Origin of the sequence: Nocardioides daeguensis, assembly GCF_019192965.1 — a bacterium.
Taxonomy (GTDB): Bacteria; Actinomycetota; Actinomycetes; order Propionibacteriales; family Nocardioidaceae; genus Nocardioides; species Nocardioides daeguensis.
Genome location: NZ_JAHTKU010000020.1, coordinates 114,109 through 130,211, shown reverse-complemented (window position 1 = coordinate 130,211; position 16,103 = coordinate 114,109). Strand labels below are relative to the sequence as shown.

13 protein-coding genes are annotated in these 16,103 nt (G+C 74.8%); 8 read left to right on the top strand and 5 right to left on the bottom strand.

Annotated features, from left to right (window positions below; translation table 11 throughout):
• Window positions 1-12: 12 nt before the first annotated feature.
• A complete protein-coding gene (locus tag KU893_RS16530; protein WP_218235478.1) occupies window positions 13-1,563 on the bottom strand; it encodes an FAD-dependent oxidoreductase in 1,551 nt (516 codons plus the stop codon).
• Window positions 1,564-1,640: 77 nt separating this feature from the next.
• Complete coding sequence (locus tag KU893_RS16525) at window positions 1,641-2,714, bottom strand: GTP-binding protein (protein WP_218235477.1); 1,074 nt, start codon at window positions 2,712-2,714, stop codon at window positions 1,641-1,643.
• Between the two features lie 56 nt (window positions 2,715-2,770).
• On the opposite strand from KU893_RS16525, the gene rpmG reads away from it, so the two are divergent.
• Entirely contained in the window at window positions 2,771-2,941 is a 171-nt protein-coding gene (gene rpmG, locus KU893_RS16520; protein ID WP_218235476.1) for a 50S ribosomal protein L33, read from the top strand.
• Window positions 2,942-2,968: 27 nt separating this feature from the next.
• On the opposite strand, the gene KU893_RS16515 is transcribed toward rpmG, so the two are convergent.
• Window positions 2,969-4,003, bottom strand: a complete 1,035-nt coding sequence (locus KU893_RS16515) for a CobW family GTP-binding protein (protein WP_218235475.1) — start codon at window positions 4,001-4,003, stop codon at window positions 2,969-2,971.
• Between the two features lie 60 nt (window positions 4,004-4,063).
• Between KU893_RS16515 and KU893_RS16510 the strand changes: the two genes are divergently transcribed.
• Window positions 4,064-5,311 carry a YibE/F family protein gene (locus KU893_RS16510; protein ID WP_218235474.1) on the top strand — a complete coding sequence of 416 codons (1,248 nt, stop codon included), beginning with the start codon at window positions 4,064-4,066 and terminating at the stop codon, window positions 5,309-5,311.
• A gap of 37 nt (window positions 5,312-5,348) precedes the next feature.
• Here the strand turns inward: KU893_RS16510 and eccCb are convergent, their stop codons facing one another.
• Both eccCb and KU893_RS22865 read right to left on the bottom strand, forming a co-directional pair.
• Window positions 5,349-8,882: a type VII secretion protein EccCb gene (gene eccCb / locus KU893_RS16505; RefSeq protein ID WP_308167229.1), complete on the bottom strand. Its 3,534-nt coding sequence runs from the start codon at window positions 8,880-8,882 to the stop codon at window positions 5,349-5,351.
• 3 nt (window positions 8,883-8,885) lie between these two features.
• Window positions 8,886-9,482, bottom strand: a complete 597-nt coding sequence (locus KU893_RS22865) for a hypothetical protein (RefSeq protein WP_246592746.1) — start codon at window positions 9,480-9,482, stop codon at window positions 8,886-8,888.
• Between the two features lie 165 nt (window positions 9,483-9,647).
• On the opposite strand from KU893_RS22865, the gene KU893_RS16500 reads away from it, so the two are divergent.
• The 6 genes from KU893_RS16500 (at window position 9,648) to KU893_RS16475 (ending at window position 16,036) form a co-directional block, all read left to right on the top strand.
• Window positions 9,648-11,045 (top strand): hypothetical protein, encoded by a 1,398-nt coding sequence (locus KU893_RS16500; RefSeq protein WP_218235473.1) that lies wholly within the window; start codon window positions 9,648-9,650, stop codon window positions 11,043-11,045.
• Window positions 11,046-11,178: 133 nt separating this feature from the next.
• Window positions 11,179-11,502 carry a WXG100 family type VII secretion target gene (locus KU893_RS16495; protein WP_218235472.1) on the top strand — a complete coding sequence of 108 codons (324 nt, stop codon included), beginning with the start codon at window positions 11,179-11,181 and terminating at the stop codon, window positions 11,500-11,502.
• Window positions 11,503-11,535: 33 nt separating this feature from the next.
• A complete protein-coding gene (locus KU893_RS16490) occupies window positions 11,536-11,850 on the top strand; it encodes a WXG100 family type VII secretion target (RefSeq protein WP_218235471.1) in 315 nt (104 codons plus the stop codon).
• A 120-nt stretch (window positions 11,851-11,970) separates the two neighbouring features.
• Window positions 11,971-13,353, top strand: a complete 1,383-nt coding sequence (gene eccD / locus KU893_RS16485; RefSeq protein WP_218235470.1) for a type VII secretion integral membrane protein EccD — start codon at window positions 11,971-11,973, stop codon at window positions 13,351-13,353.
• Between the two features lie 5 nt (window positions 13,354-13,358).
• Window positions 13,359-14,765 (top strand): type VII secretion protein EccB, encoded by a 1,407-nt coding sequence (gene eccB, locus KU893_RS16480; RefSeq protein WP_218235469.1) that lies wholly within the window; start codon window positions 13,359-13,361, stop codon window positions 14,763-14,765.
• Entirely contained in the window at window positions 14,756-16,036 is a 1,281-nt protein-coding gene (locus tag KU893_RS16475; RefSeq protein ID WP_218235468.1) for a S8 family serine peptidase, read from the top strand. Before eccB ends, KU893_RS16475 begins: the two co-directional genes overlap by 10 nt.
• The last annotated feature ends 67 nt before the right edge of the window (window positions 16,037-16,103 follow it).

The following is a 16,103-nucleotide window of genomic DNA, read 5'->3' as shown; positions in this document are numbered from 1 at the left end:
GTTACAAGCGCCTCAGGCCCGCATGTCCTCCACGGCGAGCGACGCGAACGCCATCGCGGCGCCGAGCGGCGCACCCGGGCCGGGGTACGCCGAGCCGAAGACCGAGGCGGTCGAGTTGCTGGCGGCGTACAGGCCCGGGATCGGCCGGCCGTCGGTGTCGAGCACCCGCGCGCTCGCGTCGGTGACCAGGCCGCCCTTGGTGCCGAGGTCGGAGAGCACGAACCGCGCGGCGGTGAACGGTGCCTTGTCGACCGCGACGAGGGCAGCCGACGGGCCGCCTCCCCCGGCGAAGAAGGTGTCGTACTCGTCCTCGCCGCGGCCGAAGTCCTCGTCCTTGCCGGCCGCGGCGAACGCGTTGTAGCGCTCGACGGTGGCGACCAGGGCGTCGGCGTCGAGGCCGATGGCGGTGGCCAGGTCCCCGAGGGTGTCCGCCTCGACCCAGGTGCCGGCGGCGAGGTGCTCGGCGCGCTCTCCCTCCGGCATCGCGATCGCGGGCAGCCGCCCGTCCTCGCGGGAGTCGAAGACGAACCAGGACGGTGTCCGGGCCGGGTCCTGGGCCATCACGCGGCCGAACCGGTCGTAGGGCAGGCACTCGTTGCCGTAGCGCTGCGCCGCCGCGTCGACCATCACCCCGCCACGGAAGCCGAGGGTGAACGCCCCGCTGCCGTCCGGCTGCTGCAGGCCCGGGCAGAACCAGCCCTCGCCCGACCAGTCGGTGGCGGCCCCGATCTCCGCGGCCGCGTCGATCACCTCGCCGGTGTTGGTGCCGCGCGGCGCCATCGTCCAGGCCGCGTCGCCCGGCGTTCCGTGTGCCGTACGACGCTCGGGGCTGCCCTCGAAGCCGCCGGCGGCGACCAGGATCCCGCGCCGGGCCCGGACCTCGCCGGGGCCGTCGGGGCCGTCGTACCGGACCGTCGTGGCGCGCCCGTCGGCGTCGCGGCCGAAGCCGGTGACCTGGCGTCCGGTGGCGATCGTGCCGCCGTCGCGGGCGGTCATCGCGGCGAGCCGGGCGATCAGGGACTGGCCGCCGGACAGGGTGGACCGGCCCGGCTGGCCGGCCCGGTCGCGCTCGACCGGCGGGCGCACGAGCGCGGCGACCGCGGGATCGAGCTCGTCGCGGCGGATGCTCCTGGGCTGGATCGAGCGGCCCATCGGGACCCGGCCGGGCGCGTCGTAGTACTCCGAGAACGGGATCCACTCGAAGTCCATGAGCGGGTCCGCCTCGAGCCGGGCGACCAGTCGGGGCGCCTGGGCGAGCAGGGCCTCGACCCGGTCCGGGTCCGGGTCGTCGAGGACCGCGGCCAGGTAGGCGCGCGCGCCCTGTGTCGAGTCCGGCAGACCGGCGCGCTGCTGCACGTCGGTCCCTGGCAGCCAGCACGCGCCGCCGGAGTACGCCGACGTGCCGCCGATCAGCGGCGTGCGCTCGAGCACCAGGGTGCTGAGCCCGGCCGCGGCCGCGAGGGCGGCCCCGGTCAGGGCGCCACCGCCCGAACCGACCACCACGACGTCGTACTCCTGCGCGAGGGCGTCCGCCCCGACCACCGTGCCGCTGCTGCCGTCCATGGCGAAACGATAACGTGTTCTAGTTCGCCTGCCGGCGGATCGCTCCCGGTCGACGGGAAGGGGCGCCCGGAACGCGCTCAGGCGGCCTCGCGGATCGGGCCGAGCCAGGGCTCCAGGCCGTCCTCGCGATCCGGCCGGCCGAGGGCCTCGCCGGGGGCCAGCAGCAGGTGCTCGAACGCGGGACGCAGGTCGGCGGGCGCCGTACCCACCCCGGTGAGGACGATCCGGGTGAAGGCTCGGCGCGCGCCCCAGGACGCGTGGTCGCCGATGCTCAGCTGGCCGCCCGCGCCGTCCCAGGCCAGGGCGCGGCCCGGTCGGCTCGGGAGCCAGAAGCAGCCGCGCGAGCGGTGGGCGCCGGTCCCGAGCCGGGCCAGGGAGTCGAGCAGCCGGCCGGGGTGGAACGGCTGCAGGGACTGCAGGTCGACCCGCCAGACGCCCTCGGCGCGGACCTCGCTCAGCGCACCGGTGCGCACCGGGCTCGACCAGGCCAGGGTCCGCTCGTGCTGGTGGAGCCGGCCGAGGAGCACCTCGCCTCCGAGGTGGTGCACCCCGTCGAGCACCGCGGCATCGGGCCGCGCGAGGGTGCGGACCAGCCCGCGTGCGACCGGGGCGACCGGATCGTCGGGGGCGTCGAAGGCGACGACGTCCGCGTGCTCGATCATCGCGGCGAGCACCTCGCCGACGCCGCGCCGGTCGTCGTGGGCGCAGTGGTGGCCGCGCTCGGCGAGCAGGTCGTCGCCGAGCAGGTCGCCCACCGGCTCCCGGGCGCTGACGGCCGTGACCGCTGCCGAGACCCGCAGGAACCGCGCGACCCGGGTGTCGTGGGCGAGGGCGGCGCACAGGTGGGCGGCCTGCGCCCCGACCGGGAGGTGGGCGACGATGCTCCGCCACCGGCCGTCCCGGGCCAGTCGCTCCAGTGTGGGGAGGATGTCTGCCCGGATCGCGCAGCTGACGCAGGCGTGGTCGAGCAGGATCTCGTGGGTCTCGACGATCCCGGTCAGGTCGCTGACCGTCCGGGTCAGCACCCCGCGCTCCACGTCGATGGTGTGGCGGCACGCGACCGCCGACGGAAGGTCGAACTGCAGTCCGACCATGGTCGCGGCCATTGCCTCGGGGTCGACACCGGACAGCAGGACGACGGGAATGCGCATGATGCTCCTCGAGTTAGAACGATAATCATTCTCAATCTATCTCAGGAGGTCGTGCCATGGCCACCAAGGCATCCCAGGTCCGTCCCGTCGTGAAGCTGCGCTCGACCGGCGGCAGCGGGTACGTCTACGTCACCCGCAAGAACCGGCGCAACGACCCGGACCGGCTGGTCCTGCAGAAGTACGACCCGGTGCTGCGCCAGCATGTGGAGTTCCGCGAGGAGCGCTGAGCCGGGGCGTGGACGGAACGGTCCGGATCAGCGGCTGAGCCGGCGCAGCCGCTCCAGCAGGCGCAGCCCCTCGCGGTCGGGCTCCGCCCTCGTCGCCAGGCCGGCCTCCAGCCGGGTCCGGGCCGCCTCGGCGTCCAGGCCGACGCCGATCGCGACCAGCTCGCTGTGCTCCGGCGGGGGGCGGAGTGCGGCGACATGGACCTGGGTGCCGACCACGTGGACGACGTACCCCTGCGGGCCGCGGGCGGTCGGAACCGCGACGGTGCCCTTGACCCGGTAGGCGCCGGCGGGCGGGTCGAGGAGCAGTCCGGCGACCGCGCCGGGGTCGACGGTGCCGTCGACCCGGACCGCGGCGGAGGCTGCCTGCGGTCCGTGGTCGTGACCGGCGGCCCCGTCCTCGGCCGCCCGCTCGGCACGGAGCAGCGCGGCGAGCGGGAGCTCGTCGGGCGGGTCCTCGCTCATCGCGACGTCGTGGACCAGCGCCGGGTCGATCCGGCCGCGGGAGGTGCGTACGACGTGGGCGGCGGGGTTGACCTCGCGCACCCGCGCCTCGATCGCGGCGAGCGTGTCCTCCCGCTCGGCAGGGGGCAGCAGGTCGACCTTGTTGAGCACGACCAGGGTGGCGACCGAGAAGCGCGCGGGCGGCATCCCGCCGTCGTCGAGGGTGCGGAAGTACTCCACCGTGTCGACCACGTCGACCACCCCGCCCGGGCGCACCCGCGGTGCCTGGCTGTGCCGGATCATCTGCGCGAGGGCGCCCGGCTCGGCCAGGCCGCTGGCCTCCACGACCACCGCGTCGAGGGCCAGCCGCGGGTGGGTGAGCCTCTCGAGGGCGGCGTCCAGCCCGGACACGTCCTCGAGGCAGCACAGGCAGCCGCCCGCGATCGAGACCGGCTCGTCGACCTGCCCGGTGACCAGGCCGGCGTCGACGTTGATGGCTCCGAAGTCGTTGACGATGACCCCGATCCGCGCGCCGGGCTGGCGCAGCAGCCGGTTGAGCACTGTCGTCTTGCCGGCCCCGAGGTGCCCGGTCAGGGCGGTCACGGGTACGGCGCGGCTCACCCGTCCAGCCTAGTTGACAACGATTCTCATCTGGGCGCGGACCGTGGCAGGGTGTGCGCCGTGAGCAGCCACCGGCGCGAGAAGCCTGCCCGCACCACCGGCCACGGCCACGGCCACGGCGCCGACCTCGCCGCCGTCCGGGTCGGTACGACGGCCCGCACCGTGCTGCTCGCCGTGCTCGCCCTGGCCCTCGTCGGCACCCTGGCCGGTCTCGCGATCTGGTGGCCGCCCGCGGACGCTGCCCAGCGCAGCGCCGAGGCCGGCGGCCCCGCGGCTCAGTTCGCCGCTCCGGGCGTCACCTTCCCCTCGGCGGAGGTGGTCGCCGTGGCGCCGCGGTGCGCCGGCAACGGGCTGCCGGACGGCTCGGGCTGCAGCTCGCTCACCGTGAAGGTCGCGCCGGGGGAGAAGGGCGCGGGCGAGACGGTCCGGGTCGACGTCCCGCCGGAGGTGATCGACTCCGGGATCGGCAAGGGCGACCACGTCGAGCTGCTCCGCACCCCGACACCCGAGGCGGAGCTGGAGGCGTCGTACTCCTACTTCGCCACCGAGCGCCACGGCACGCTCATCTGGCTGACGCTGCTCTTCGTGGCCGTGGTGCTGGCGGTCGCCCGGCTCCGGGGGCTGCTCGGCCTGGTCGGGCTGGCCTTCGGCGGCGCGGTCGTGTGGTGGTGGATGCTGCCCGCGCTGCTCGACGGCGCGCCCGGTGTCGGCGTCGCGATGACCGGCGCCTCGGCGATCATGTTCGTCGTCCTCTACACGACCCACGGGTTCTCGCTGCGCACCAGCGCCGCGCTCGCCGGCACCCTGCTCGGGATCGTGCTCACCGCCGGCATCGGCGTGCTCGCCATCGGCGACGCCCGGCTCACCGGCATCAGCGACGAGGGCGGCGCCATCCTCGCGACCTTCGGCGCCCTCGACTTCCAGGCCCTGCTCGGCTGTGCCCTCATCATCGCCGGGCTCGGTGTCCTCAACGACGTCACCATCACCCAGGCCTCGGCCGTCTGGGAGCTGCGCGCCGCCACCCCCGACGCCTCGCGGACCGAGGTCTTCGCCAGCGCCATGCGGATCGGCCGTGACCACATCGCCTCGACGATCTACACCATCGTCTTCGCCTACGTCGGCACGGCGCTGATCCTGCTCATGCTGCTGCGCGTCTATGACCGTCCGCTGCTCGAGCTGATCTCCACCGAGCAGCTCGCCGAGGAGGTCATCCGCACCCTGGTCACCTCGATCGGCCTGGTGCTCGCCGTCCCGGTCACCACCGCGGTGGCGGCTCTGATCGCCGCACCCCATGCGGATCGGCGGTGAACCGGCCGATTTCGCGACCAATCCGCATGGGGTGCGGTCACAGGGTCGGATCGGTCCAGGCCAGCTGGACGACCTCGGCACCCCGGTCGCGGGTGAGCATCCGGCCGCGTCCCGGCTGGGCCGGACCCGGCCGCAGGCTGCCGATCAGCGCCCCCTCGTCGCGGTTGCCGGCCAGCAGGATGCCCGGCATCGCCAGGTCCCGCATGGACTGGATGACCGGCTCGTAGAGCGCGCGTCCCGCACCGCCGGCGCGGCGGGCGACGGCGATGTGCAGGCCGACGTCGCGGGCCTGGGCCATCAGCGGTTGGAGGAGGGCGACCGGCGAGCTCTGCTGGGTCGCGACCAGGTCGTAGTCGTCGACCACGACGAACACCTCGGCGCCGGCCCACCACGACCGGTTGCGCAGCTGGTCCGGCGTGACGTCCGGACCGGGGATCCGGTTCTGGAGGTAGGTCGCGAGGTCGTTGAGCGCCGGCTGCGCCTGGGTCGCGGAGGTGAGGTAGTTGAGGAGGTACTCCTCGGGCACCTCGCCCAGCAGCGAGCGCCGGTAGTCGACCAGCAGGATCTGGGCCTCGGCCGGCGTCCGGGTCCGCATGATCTCCTGGCAGTAGGAGCGCAGCAGGTTGGTCTTGCCGGACTTGCCGTCACCGAACAGCAGCAGGTGCGGCTCGGCGTCGACGTCGAGGGCGACCGGGGCCAGCTCCTTCTCGTTGATCGCGAGCAGCAGCTGGCGCTGCGGCGGCGTACCGGCCAGGGCGCGGACCTCGTCGAGCGTGATCCGGTCGGGCAGCAGCCGCAGCTTCGGACCGGCCGGGCCGCGCCACGCGCTCGCGACCGCCGCGATCATCGTGTCGACGCCGTCGCCCAGGGTGCCGGCCGTGCCGTCGCCGTCGACGCGGGGCAGCGCGCCGAGGAAGTGCAGCTTGCCCGGCACCAGTCCGCGGCCCGGCCGGTTGCCCGGCACCAGGGCCGCGACCTTGCGGTCGATCTCGGAGTCGATCGGGTCGCCGAGGCGCAGCTCGAGCCGGGTGCCGAGCAGGTCGCGCATCGCGGCGCGGAAGTCGGGCCAGCGGGTCGCGCCGGTGACGATGTGCAGGCCGAAGGTGAGGCCGCGTCCGGCGAGCTGCTGGATCTCCAGCTCGAGGTCGTCGAAGTCCGAGCGCAGCGTGCCCCAGCCGTCGATGACGAGGAACACGTCGCCGTACCCGTCGTCGGCGCGCCCCTGGGCGCGCCGGCTGCGGTAGGTCTCGATCGAGTCGATGCCCTGGCTGCGGAAGTAGCGCTCGCGGCGGTCGACGATGCCCTTGACCTCGGCGACGATCCGGCGGACCACCTCCGGCTCGGAGCGGGTGCCGACACCGGACACGTGCGGGAGCGCGGTCATCGGGGCGAACGTGCCGCCGCCGAAGTCGAGCACGTAGAACTGCGACTCCAGCGGGGTCGTCGTCAGCGACAGGCTGGTCACGATCGTGCGCAGCACCGTGCTCTTGCCGCTGCGCGGACCGCCGACGACGGCCACGTGACCGGCGGCGCCGCTGAGGCTGATCGTGAGGGTGTCGCGGCGCTGCTCGCGCGGCCGGTCGACGGTGCCGAGCGGGACGGTCAGGTTGCCGACGCCGCGCCACTGCAGCGACACCAGGCCGAGCTCGGGGTGCGGCGCGAGGTCGGGCATCAGCTGGTCGAGGGTGTCGGGTCGGTCCAGCGGCGGCAGCCACACCTGGTGGGCGGCCGGGCCACGCCCGTCCATCCGGGCCACCGCGATGTCGAGCACCGACGCGCTGCCCTCGGGTACGACGGCCGGCGTCTCGACCTCGTCGCGCTCCGGCTCGTCGAAGGTCTGCACCTCGGAGATCGTGAACGGCAGGATGCCGCGCACCTTGCCGCCGCTGTCCCGCACGACCCGGCGGCGGCCGGTCTCCGGCGGACCCGAGACGTAGGCCGCCTTGAAGCGGGTCATCGTGGTCGGGTCGGGCTTGAGGTAGCCGAGACCGGGCACGGCCGGGAGCTCGTAGGCGTCGGGCACGCCGAGCACCGCCCGCGACTCCTGCGCGCTGAACGTGCGCAGTCCGATCCGGTACGACAGGTGCGACTCGAGGCCGCGCAGCCGGCCCTCCTCCAGTCGCTGCGAGGCGAGCAGCAGGTGGAGGCCGAGCGAGCGGCCGAGCCGACCGATCGCGACGAACAGGTCGATGAACTCGGGCTTGGCCGACAGCATCTCGGAGAACTCGTCGACGACGAGGAACAGCGACGGCAGCGGCGCGAGGTGGGCCGACGCCGGGTCGCCCGACGTCCGCGCCTTCTCGTAGTCGCGGATCGAGGCGAAGTTGCCGGCCTCGCGCAGCAACTCCTGGCGCCGCACCATCTCGCCGGACAGCGCGTCCTGCATGCGGTCCACGAGGGTGAGCTCCTGGGCCAGGTTGGTGATCACCGCGGAGACGTGCGGCATCTCTGCCATCCCGGCGAAGGTCGCCCCGCCCTTGAAGTCGACGAGCACCATGTTGAGCTGCTCGGGCGAGTGGGTCATCGCGAGGCCGAGCACCAGCGTGCGCAGGAACTCCGACTTCCCGGACCCGGTCGCGCCGATCACCAGGCCGTGGGGGCCCATGCCCTGCTGGGCGGACTCCTTGATGTCGAGGTGGACCGGACCGGCGCCGTCGCCGACACCGATCGGGACCCGGAGCCGGTCGCGCGCGGGCCGCGTCCGCCACGCGGTGGCCGGGTCGAAGCGGTGGACCTCGCCCAGGCCGAGCAGGTCCATGAAGTCGGTGGTCCCGGTGAGGTCGGCCGCCTCCTCGCCGACCGCCGCGCCGGCACTCGGCGTGAACAGGGGGGTCAGCCGCCGGGCCAGCGCCTCGGCCGTGGCGGCGCCGCACTGGTCGCCCTTGGCCCGCACCGGCTCGGTCCGCAGGCGTACGGCGACCAGCGGCACCGTCTCCAGCGCCGCACCGGCCGCGGCCGGCCGGGCGTGGGGCTCGATCTCGAGGCGCAGCGCCGTCGGGCTGTCGAGCTCGCCCCAGCGGGCCGGCAGGTCGATCACGGTGACGCCGTGCAGGCCGTCGGACGGGATCAGGTGGTTGCCCGGCGGCAGCTCGGCGCCGTCGGTGACCACGATGATGTGGGGGATCGCCGGCCGTTCGTCCGCACCGAACCGGGGCCGCTCGGTCAGGTCGGGTGGCAGCATCGTGGCCAGGTCGCTGAGCGAGGTCGTCACCATCCGGGCCGGGCCGACCGCGTCGTTGTGGTGCTGGCTGTGGGCGTGGGGCAGCCACTTGACCCAGTCCCAGTGGGCCAGCGTCGCGTCGGTCGCCAGCACTGCCACCTGCAGGCTCTCGGGTGACTGGAAGGTCGTCACCGAGCAGAGCAGCGCCCGCGCCAGGGAGCGGGCCTCCTCCTCGTCGCCGCAGATCTCGATCCGGTCGAACGCCCGCAGGTCGATCGAGGCCGGCAGGTCGGGCTGCAGCCGGTGGACGACGAGCAGGCGGTGCAGCGCGGACGCCGACGCCGGGTCGACCTCGTCGATGGGGGCGCTGTCCGGCGGCAGCAGCTCGAGGGCGCGCGGCGGCGCGCACACGCCTTACCGGACCTGGAGGAAGGCGGGGTCGGCCGAGGACCGCTCCCACACCCGGGTGCGGTCCTCGGCCAGCGACGGCAGCGCCGTCGGCGAGGGGTGCATCCAGGTCAGCGCCCGGCGCTGCTGGTCGGCGGCGTCGCGCGCGATCTTGCGGACGCTGGCGAGGTAGCGGAGGTACTCGGTGCGCGAGCCGGTCACCTGCTGCTGGCGCTGCTTCCGCTGCCGGTCGATCTGGACCACGATGAAGCCGAGGGTCGCGAACAAGAACATGCCGGCCGCGATGAACCGGAGCGCGGAGTTGCTGCCGGAGCCGCCGAGGCCCGCCACCAGGACGATCGAGCCGAGGCTGCCCAGCATCGGGATCGCGTTCATCGCCACGCCCGCCGCGCCCTCGCTCGGCTGGAGCTGGGGCGGCGGCTGGAGCTGGACCTGGCCGCTGGGGAGCTCGGGGCGCTCGCCGCGGCTGCCGCGCTGGGTCAGGCTGCCGGGACCGGCCACCGGGGCCGCCCGCCGGCCGGGGGGACCGCCCGGAGCGCCGGGGGCCGCGCCGCCCGGGGCGCGGTGCGTGCCCGGTCCGCCTGGAGTGATGCCCACCGTCACGCTGCCGTCCCCTGTCGTCGATGCCCGGTCATGCGACGCGCACGATGATAGGACGGGCCTCCGTCGGGGTAAGGAGCCGCAGGACACGCATGGGGAGAAGGACTACCCTGCGAGCCGGGCCGCCAACCTCGGTCCGGCACCACGACTCATCTCGGGAGGCACACGGTGAGCGGGACGCCCCGTACCCCGGCCCCGGGCACGGTCACCGCGGTGAGCGTGCACGGCCCGCGCGGTGTGCTCGACCTGACGGTGCCGGTCGAGGCGACGCTCGAGGACGTCTCGCGGGCCTACTCGGTCGAGGCGGGCATCCCCGTCGTGCTGCCGCTGGTGACCCGTTCCGGGGAGCCGCTCCAGCTCGCCGCCGTCGTCGGCGAGGTCGGCCTGGTGGCCGGCTCGGTGGTCGTCGCGGTCGACCCGTCGGCACGGCCGGCGCCGCCACGCAGCCGACCCCGCCCGGGTGAGGGCGGCGAGGCGCCGCTGGTCGCCGGCCGGGCCTCGGCGGCGTGGTTCGTGCTCGCGGTGGCGGTCGCCGGCGTCGCCGGGTGGTGCGCCTCCCAGCTGTCGTACGACGACCGCTGGCCGGTCGTCGCCGTCCTCCTCGTCGCCGCCCTCGTCGGCTCCCTGCCGATCGGGGTGCTCCGCGCCCAGCGGGTGCTGGCGGCCCCCGCGTTCGCCGCGGCCGCGGGCTTCGCGCTCGCCTGGGACCCCGCGCCCGAGCGGCTGCCGACGGTCTGCGGGATCGCCGCCCTCGGTGCGGCCGTGACCGCCGGCGTGGGCCGGGCGCTCGCCGAGCCCGACAGTGTCGCCCTCGACGGGCTCCGGGTGTGGATCGCGGTCGGTGCCGGCTGGTTCGTGGTCGCCGGCGTCGGTGCGCTGAGCGGCGTCGCGCCCCAGGTCGTGTGGGCGGTGCTCTACCTCGCCGCGGTGCTCGCGGCCCGCTTCGTGCCGGAGTTCGTGGTCGACGTGCCCGACCAGTACCTCCTCGACCTCGAACGCCTCGCCGTCACCGCCTGGTCGGCGCGCGAGCGGCCGACCGGCCGCCGCGGACGGATCGTCGTGCCGGAGCAGGCCGTGCAGGCCGTCGCCGACCGCGGTGCCCGGGCGGTCACGGCCGCCTCGACCGCGGTCCTCGCCGTCGCGGTCCTCACCGCGCCCCTGCTCCTCGCCACCGCGACCCTGCCGCTCGACCGCACGGGCGCGCGCTGCCTCGTCGGGTTCGGCGGCGCCGCCCTCCTCCTGGCGGCCCGCAGCTACCGCCACGTCGCCGCCGGCCGCCTGCTCCGGCTCGCCGGCGTGATCTCCCTCGCCGTCCTCTCCGTCGCCCTCCTCGGCCTCGCGCCGGGCGGACCGGACCCGGTGGTCGCGCCCGGCCTGGTGGCGGCGCTCGCCGTGGCGCTCGCGGCCGCCCTCGTCCTCGCGGCGGTCTTCGTCGGCCGCGGCTGGCGCTCGGCGTGGTGGTCGCGGCGGGCCGAGATCGCCGAGGCGATGTGTGGCGCGTTCGCGGTCGGTTCGCTGGTGGTCGCGGTCGGCTTCTTCCGTCACCTGTGGGAAGTCACGGGTTGATGTTTAGCCCTTCACGGGGCACGGGTACCACCTGACGCGTCGGCTCTTTGGCAGCGCTCGGGGAGCCAGATCGATGAACCGCTAGGCAGGGGCGGGTGTTCGCCGCCCGCCAACCAGCAACCAAGGAGCAGACATGGCAGGCACTGAGTTCGGACACGGAGAAGGCGCACTCAAGAAGGTCGCCGAGCTCGTGGCCGCGACCAAGCAGGACCTCGTGAAGCAGTCCCAGACGATGGAGGCGCAGCTCGAGGACATGAGGAACCACTGGGTCGGTGGCGGTGGCCTCGCGTTCAAGAACGTGAAGGAGGCCTGGATCGAGAAGCACAAGGTCGTCACGTCGGCCCTCGACAAGTTCGAGGCGTCCCTCATCGAGACCGAGTCGGACAACGTCAACACCGACAGCCAGGCCAGCGGCGACCTCGCCGGCTTCCTGAGCAAGCTCGACGCCCAGTCCTGATCCCCGACGACCCCACGAACCCAGGAGAGAACCATGACCGGACCTGACTACGGCGCCCTCGACGGCCTTCGCGTCAACCACGCTGGCCTCGAGGCCGCGGCCGCCAACATGTACGAGACCGCCAAGGCGATGAACGCCCGCCTCGACCAGCTCGAGAGCGACGCGAGCCAGTACATCCAGACCTGGGCGGCCGACAGCGCCCAGCGGCTGAGCTACGACCAGGCCAAGAACGCCTGGGACTGGGCGATGAAGGAGCTGCTCGACCTGCTCGACGGCGTCTCGAAGACGACCTACCAGTCCAACGCCGACTACATCCAGGCGGACAAGCGCGGCGCGGGCCGGTTCTGAACCGGACACCCGCACGGAGGGACCGACCCCGGTGGTCGGTCCCTCCGTCGCTGTCCCCGACCGCTCTGGCAGGGTCGGCTCCTAGGATCGGGCAACACGTTCTCGGGAAGGGCTGAGCAGATGACACAAGCGCCGCGGACGAGCGCAGCCGTCGCGTCGGGGCTGGTGCGGGTGACCGTCACCTCCGGCACCCGGCGGGTCGACCTGGTGCTCCCGGGAGCCATCCCCGTCGCCGAGCTGCTGCCCGAGCTGGCCCGCAGCGTCGGGCTGCTCGACCCGGCCACCGTCCACGGGGGCTACCGGGTCGGCACCTCCGAGGGCCGCCGGCTCGCCCTCGACACCGGCCTGACCCTGCAGGGCATCGAGGACGGCGGCCTGCTCACCGTCACCGCCGGTGTCGACGACCCGGCCCCCCGCGTCTACGACGACGTCGTCGAGGCGATGACCGACGTCGTCGAGCACGACCTCGAGCCCTGGCACCCGGCCGCCGGTCGTCGTACGGCGCTCGTCGCGGCGGGCCTGTTCCTCGCCCTCGGCGCGGGCGCGCTGCTGGTCCAGCGCGGCTCCGACGTCGCGTCCGCGGCGACCGCGCTGGTCGCCCTCGCACTGTGTGCCGGGGCGATCGTGCTGTCGCGGGCCCAGGGCGAGCACGAGGCCGGCATCGGCGTCGCCTGGCTGGGGGCCGGGTACGCCGCCGTGGCCGGCGTGATGCTCGCCCCCGACGGCGACACCTGGTTCGCCGAACCGCTGGCCGCGGCCGGCGCCGGCGCCCTGCTGGCGGGCGTCGTGTGCCTGATCGGCCTCGGCCCGGGCCGCACGCTGGCGTTCCCGCCGATCGTGGTCGGCGCTCTCGCGCTGGGTGTCGGCAGCTATGTCCGCTCCTCGCCGGACGGCTTCGCGCCGGCGCCGCTGCTGACCACGGTGCTGGCGTTCGTCGTGCTGGCGGGCAGCGTGTTCCCGTGGCTCGCGCTCGGCGCGACCACGACCCGCGTCGACCAGCTCTTCTCGGCCACCGACATCACCGCCGACCCCGACGACATCGAACGCGACCGGGTCGCCGCCGACGCCCGGGTCGCCCACGAGATCCTGCTCGCGATCAGCGGCACCGTCGGGCTCCTGCTCGTCCTCGTCGCGCCGCTCGCCGTCAGCCTCGGTGTCACCGGCACCCTGCTCGCCGTCGACGCGTGCCTGATCGTGGTGCTCCGCACCCGCCAGTACCGCACCGGCAGCGAGGTGCTGCTCGGCCTCGGCTCCGGCGTCGCCGGCATCGCCGCGACCGCGGTCGCCGTCCTCGCCTTCCACCCCGACTGGCGCCCGACGCTGGCCGTGGTCCTCGCCGTCGTCGGGGCGGTGCTCCTCGTGGCGACCCTCAGCCCCGCTGCCCCGTCCGTTCGGCGCGGCCGGCTCGGCGACGTGCTGGAGTCCGCCGCGCTGCTGAGCCTGCTCCCGCTCCTCGTCGTCGCGACCGGCCTGTTCGACCAGGTCCGCGACTGGATCGGCTGAGCCCCGTGGCCACCAAGAAGGACCTCGTCGAGGCCTACGCCTTCAGCCGCCGCCGGCTGGTGACCGCGTTCGTCTCGGGCGCACCGGGCGGTCGCGAGGTCGAACCGGCCCGCCCCGGCCGGATGATCGTTGGCGGCATCGCGCTCGCCGTCCTCCTCGTCGCGGGAGCGGCGATCGCCGGGGCGCTCTCGGACCGTGCCGAGGTCGACTGGAAGAAGTCGGGCCTGGTCGCCGACGACCGGGGCGCGCTCTACGTCATCCTCGACGAGGACGCCGTCCCCGGGCTGCCGCGGGTGCGTCCGGTGATCAACGTGACCTCGGCGCAGCTGATCCTCGGCGCCGACGTCGAGGCGCGCAAGGTGCCCGACGAGGAGCTCGCCGACGTCCGCAAGGGCCCGTCGATCGGCATCCTCGACGCGCCCGCCACCGTGCCGGCCGCCGACCACCTCGACGAGAGCGGCTGGACGTCGTGCACCGGGACCGGCCTGGGCATGCAGACCGCGGTCGGGGCGAGGCCGCAGGTGACGCCGGTGCCTACCACCGGCTTCGTGGTCCGGTCCGCCACCGACGGCCGGGTCTACCTCGTCGCCGAGGCCGAGGTCCCCGACCTGCCGCGCCGGGCCTACCGCTACGAGCTGCCGACGGACAACGACGGCCTCTACACCGACATCGGCATCTCGCCGAACGACCAGGTCACCGTCCCCGACGCGTGGCTCGAGCTGTTCCCGCCGGGCGACCCCCTCGACGCGCAGGGCCTGGGCCTCGCCGGGGGCGGGAAGCCCGCCGGGCTCGCGGGGTACGACGGCGCGCGGGTCGGCGACTGGCTGGAGCGGTCCGGGACGACGTACGCCCTCACGACCCAGGGCTTCCTCGAGCTCTCCCCGTTCGAGGCGGCGGTGCTGCGCAACACCTCCTTCGGCAAGCAGGCGCCCACCGAGGTCGCCTACGTGCCGGGTGCTCCGTTCAGCATCGCGCCGCCGACCGAGGGCGCCCGGGAGAACTGGCCCGAGCAGGTGCTCCGCGGTTCGCTCGACCCCACGGGGCAGGTCTGCGCCGAGCTGGTGACCGCGAAGGGTGCCGCGCCGGCCGCCCGGCTCGCGACCGCGCCCCGAGGTGACGCCAGCGCGGAGGAGGTCGCCGACGGCGACCGCGAGGTCACCGTGGCGTCCGGTCGCGGCGCCGTGGTCCGCTCGGCCGACTGGATCAGCCGCGACGACGGCACCCTCCACCTGGTCGACGACCGCGGCTACAGCTACCCGGTCGCCAGCGCCTTCGACCTGGAGCAGCTCGGCTACGCCGACGTCCCGGTCGTGGTCGTCCCCGACGTGTGGAACAAGCTGTTCGAGATCGGCCCCGAGCTCTCCCAGGACGCCGCGCTCTGCCCGCCGTCCAAGGACCAGTCGTGCGGCTAGGAAAGGCCCTGGGACACGGCCTGGGACACGGCCTGGGACACGGCCTGAGACACGGCCTGGGACGCGGCCTCGCCGGTGCGGTCGTGGCACTGGTGGTCGTGCCGGTGCGCCCGGCGACGGCGGCCGGGGCGCCCGCGCCCGTCGGGGAGCAGTGCCTCAACGTGGGCGCGACCACGCAGGAGCGCTCCGTGAAGGGCGACAACGCCGCCAACCTGTCGTTGCACGTCGCCCAGGCCCAGGCGCTGGTCCGCAAGACCGGTACGCAGCCGGGCGCGGGCGTGACGGTGGTCGTGGTCGACAGTGGCATCGAGGGCTACCGCGACGAGGCCCCGCGGCCGGTCGAGCTCCCGAGCGGCCACGGGATCGCGGTCGCCGGCATCGTCGCCGGGCCCGACCAGACCAAGCCGACCCGGGCCGAGGTCGGCATCGCCCCGGGCGCCGACGTCCGGGACGCCCGGTTCTACGACGTCGCCGTGCGCTCGCAGGACGGCCAGCTGCTGCCCAGCTCGGCGGCCCTGGCCGCCGAGCTGGGCGAGGTGGCCGCCGCCCGGGAGGCCGGGACCCTCGGCCGCAACGTCGTGGTCGTCGTCCCCACGCAGGTGCCCCGCTCGGCCGATCTCGAGACCCAGGTGGGCCGTCTGGTCCGCGCGGGCGTCCTGGTCGTCGCCGCGTCGGGCGACCGGCCCGCCGACGACGGCACCTTCCCGGACGACTACGAGGGCGAGCCGAGGAAGGGCGAGGACGTGGCCGGGATCGTCTGGCCGGCCGCCCACCCCGGGGTCCTCGCCGTCGGGGTCTCGACCCCGAACAGCTCCGGCACCGTGCTGCGCAGCTCCGACATCGACCTGGCCGCCCCCGGCGACGGTGCCGTCTCGAAGGGCCGCAACGGCGGCTGGTGCGTCCTCACCCCGGCGTCCACGGCCTGGGCCGCCGCGCAGGTCGCCGGCGTCGCCGCGCTCGTCTGGTCGGCACACCCCGACGAGACGGCCGAGCAGCTGCGCCACCGCCTCGAGCAGACCGCCAGCGGCAACGGCGGCCCGTCCAGCCCGATCACCGGCTACGGCGTGGTCCAGCCGGTCGAGGCGATCCAGCGCGACATCGCCGAGATGGGCGCCCAGCGCCAGCAGCAGGTCGAGCCCGCCCGCCCGCCCCGCGCCCAGGCCGACGCGCTGGCCGGTGCCCGCGACGACGCCGTGTGGTGGGGCCTCGGCGGCGGCGCCGCACTGGTCGTCCTCCTGCTGCTGCGGCCCTTGCTCTCCCGCCGTCGCTGACCTGCCACGGACCCGCCACGGAGGATGCCGCCCACCAGGCCCCGGAACGCCGAACGGCGCCGACTGG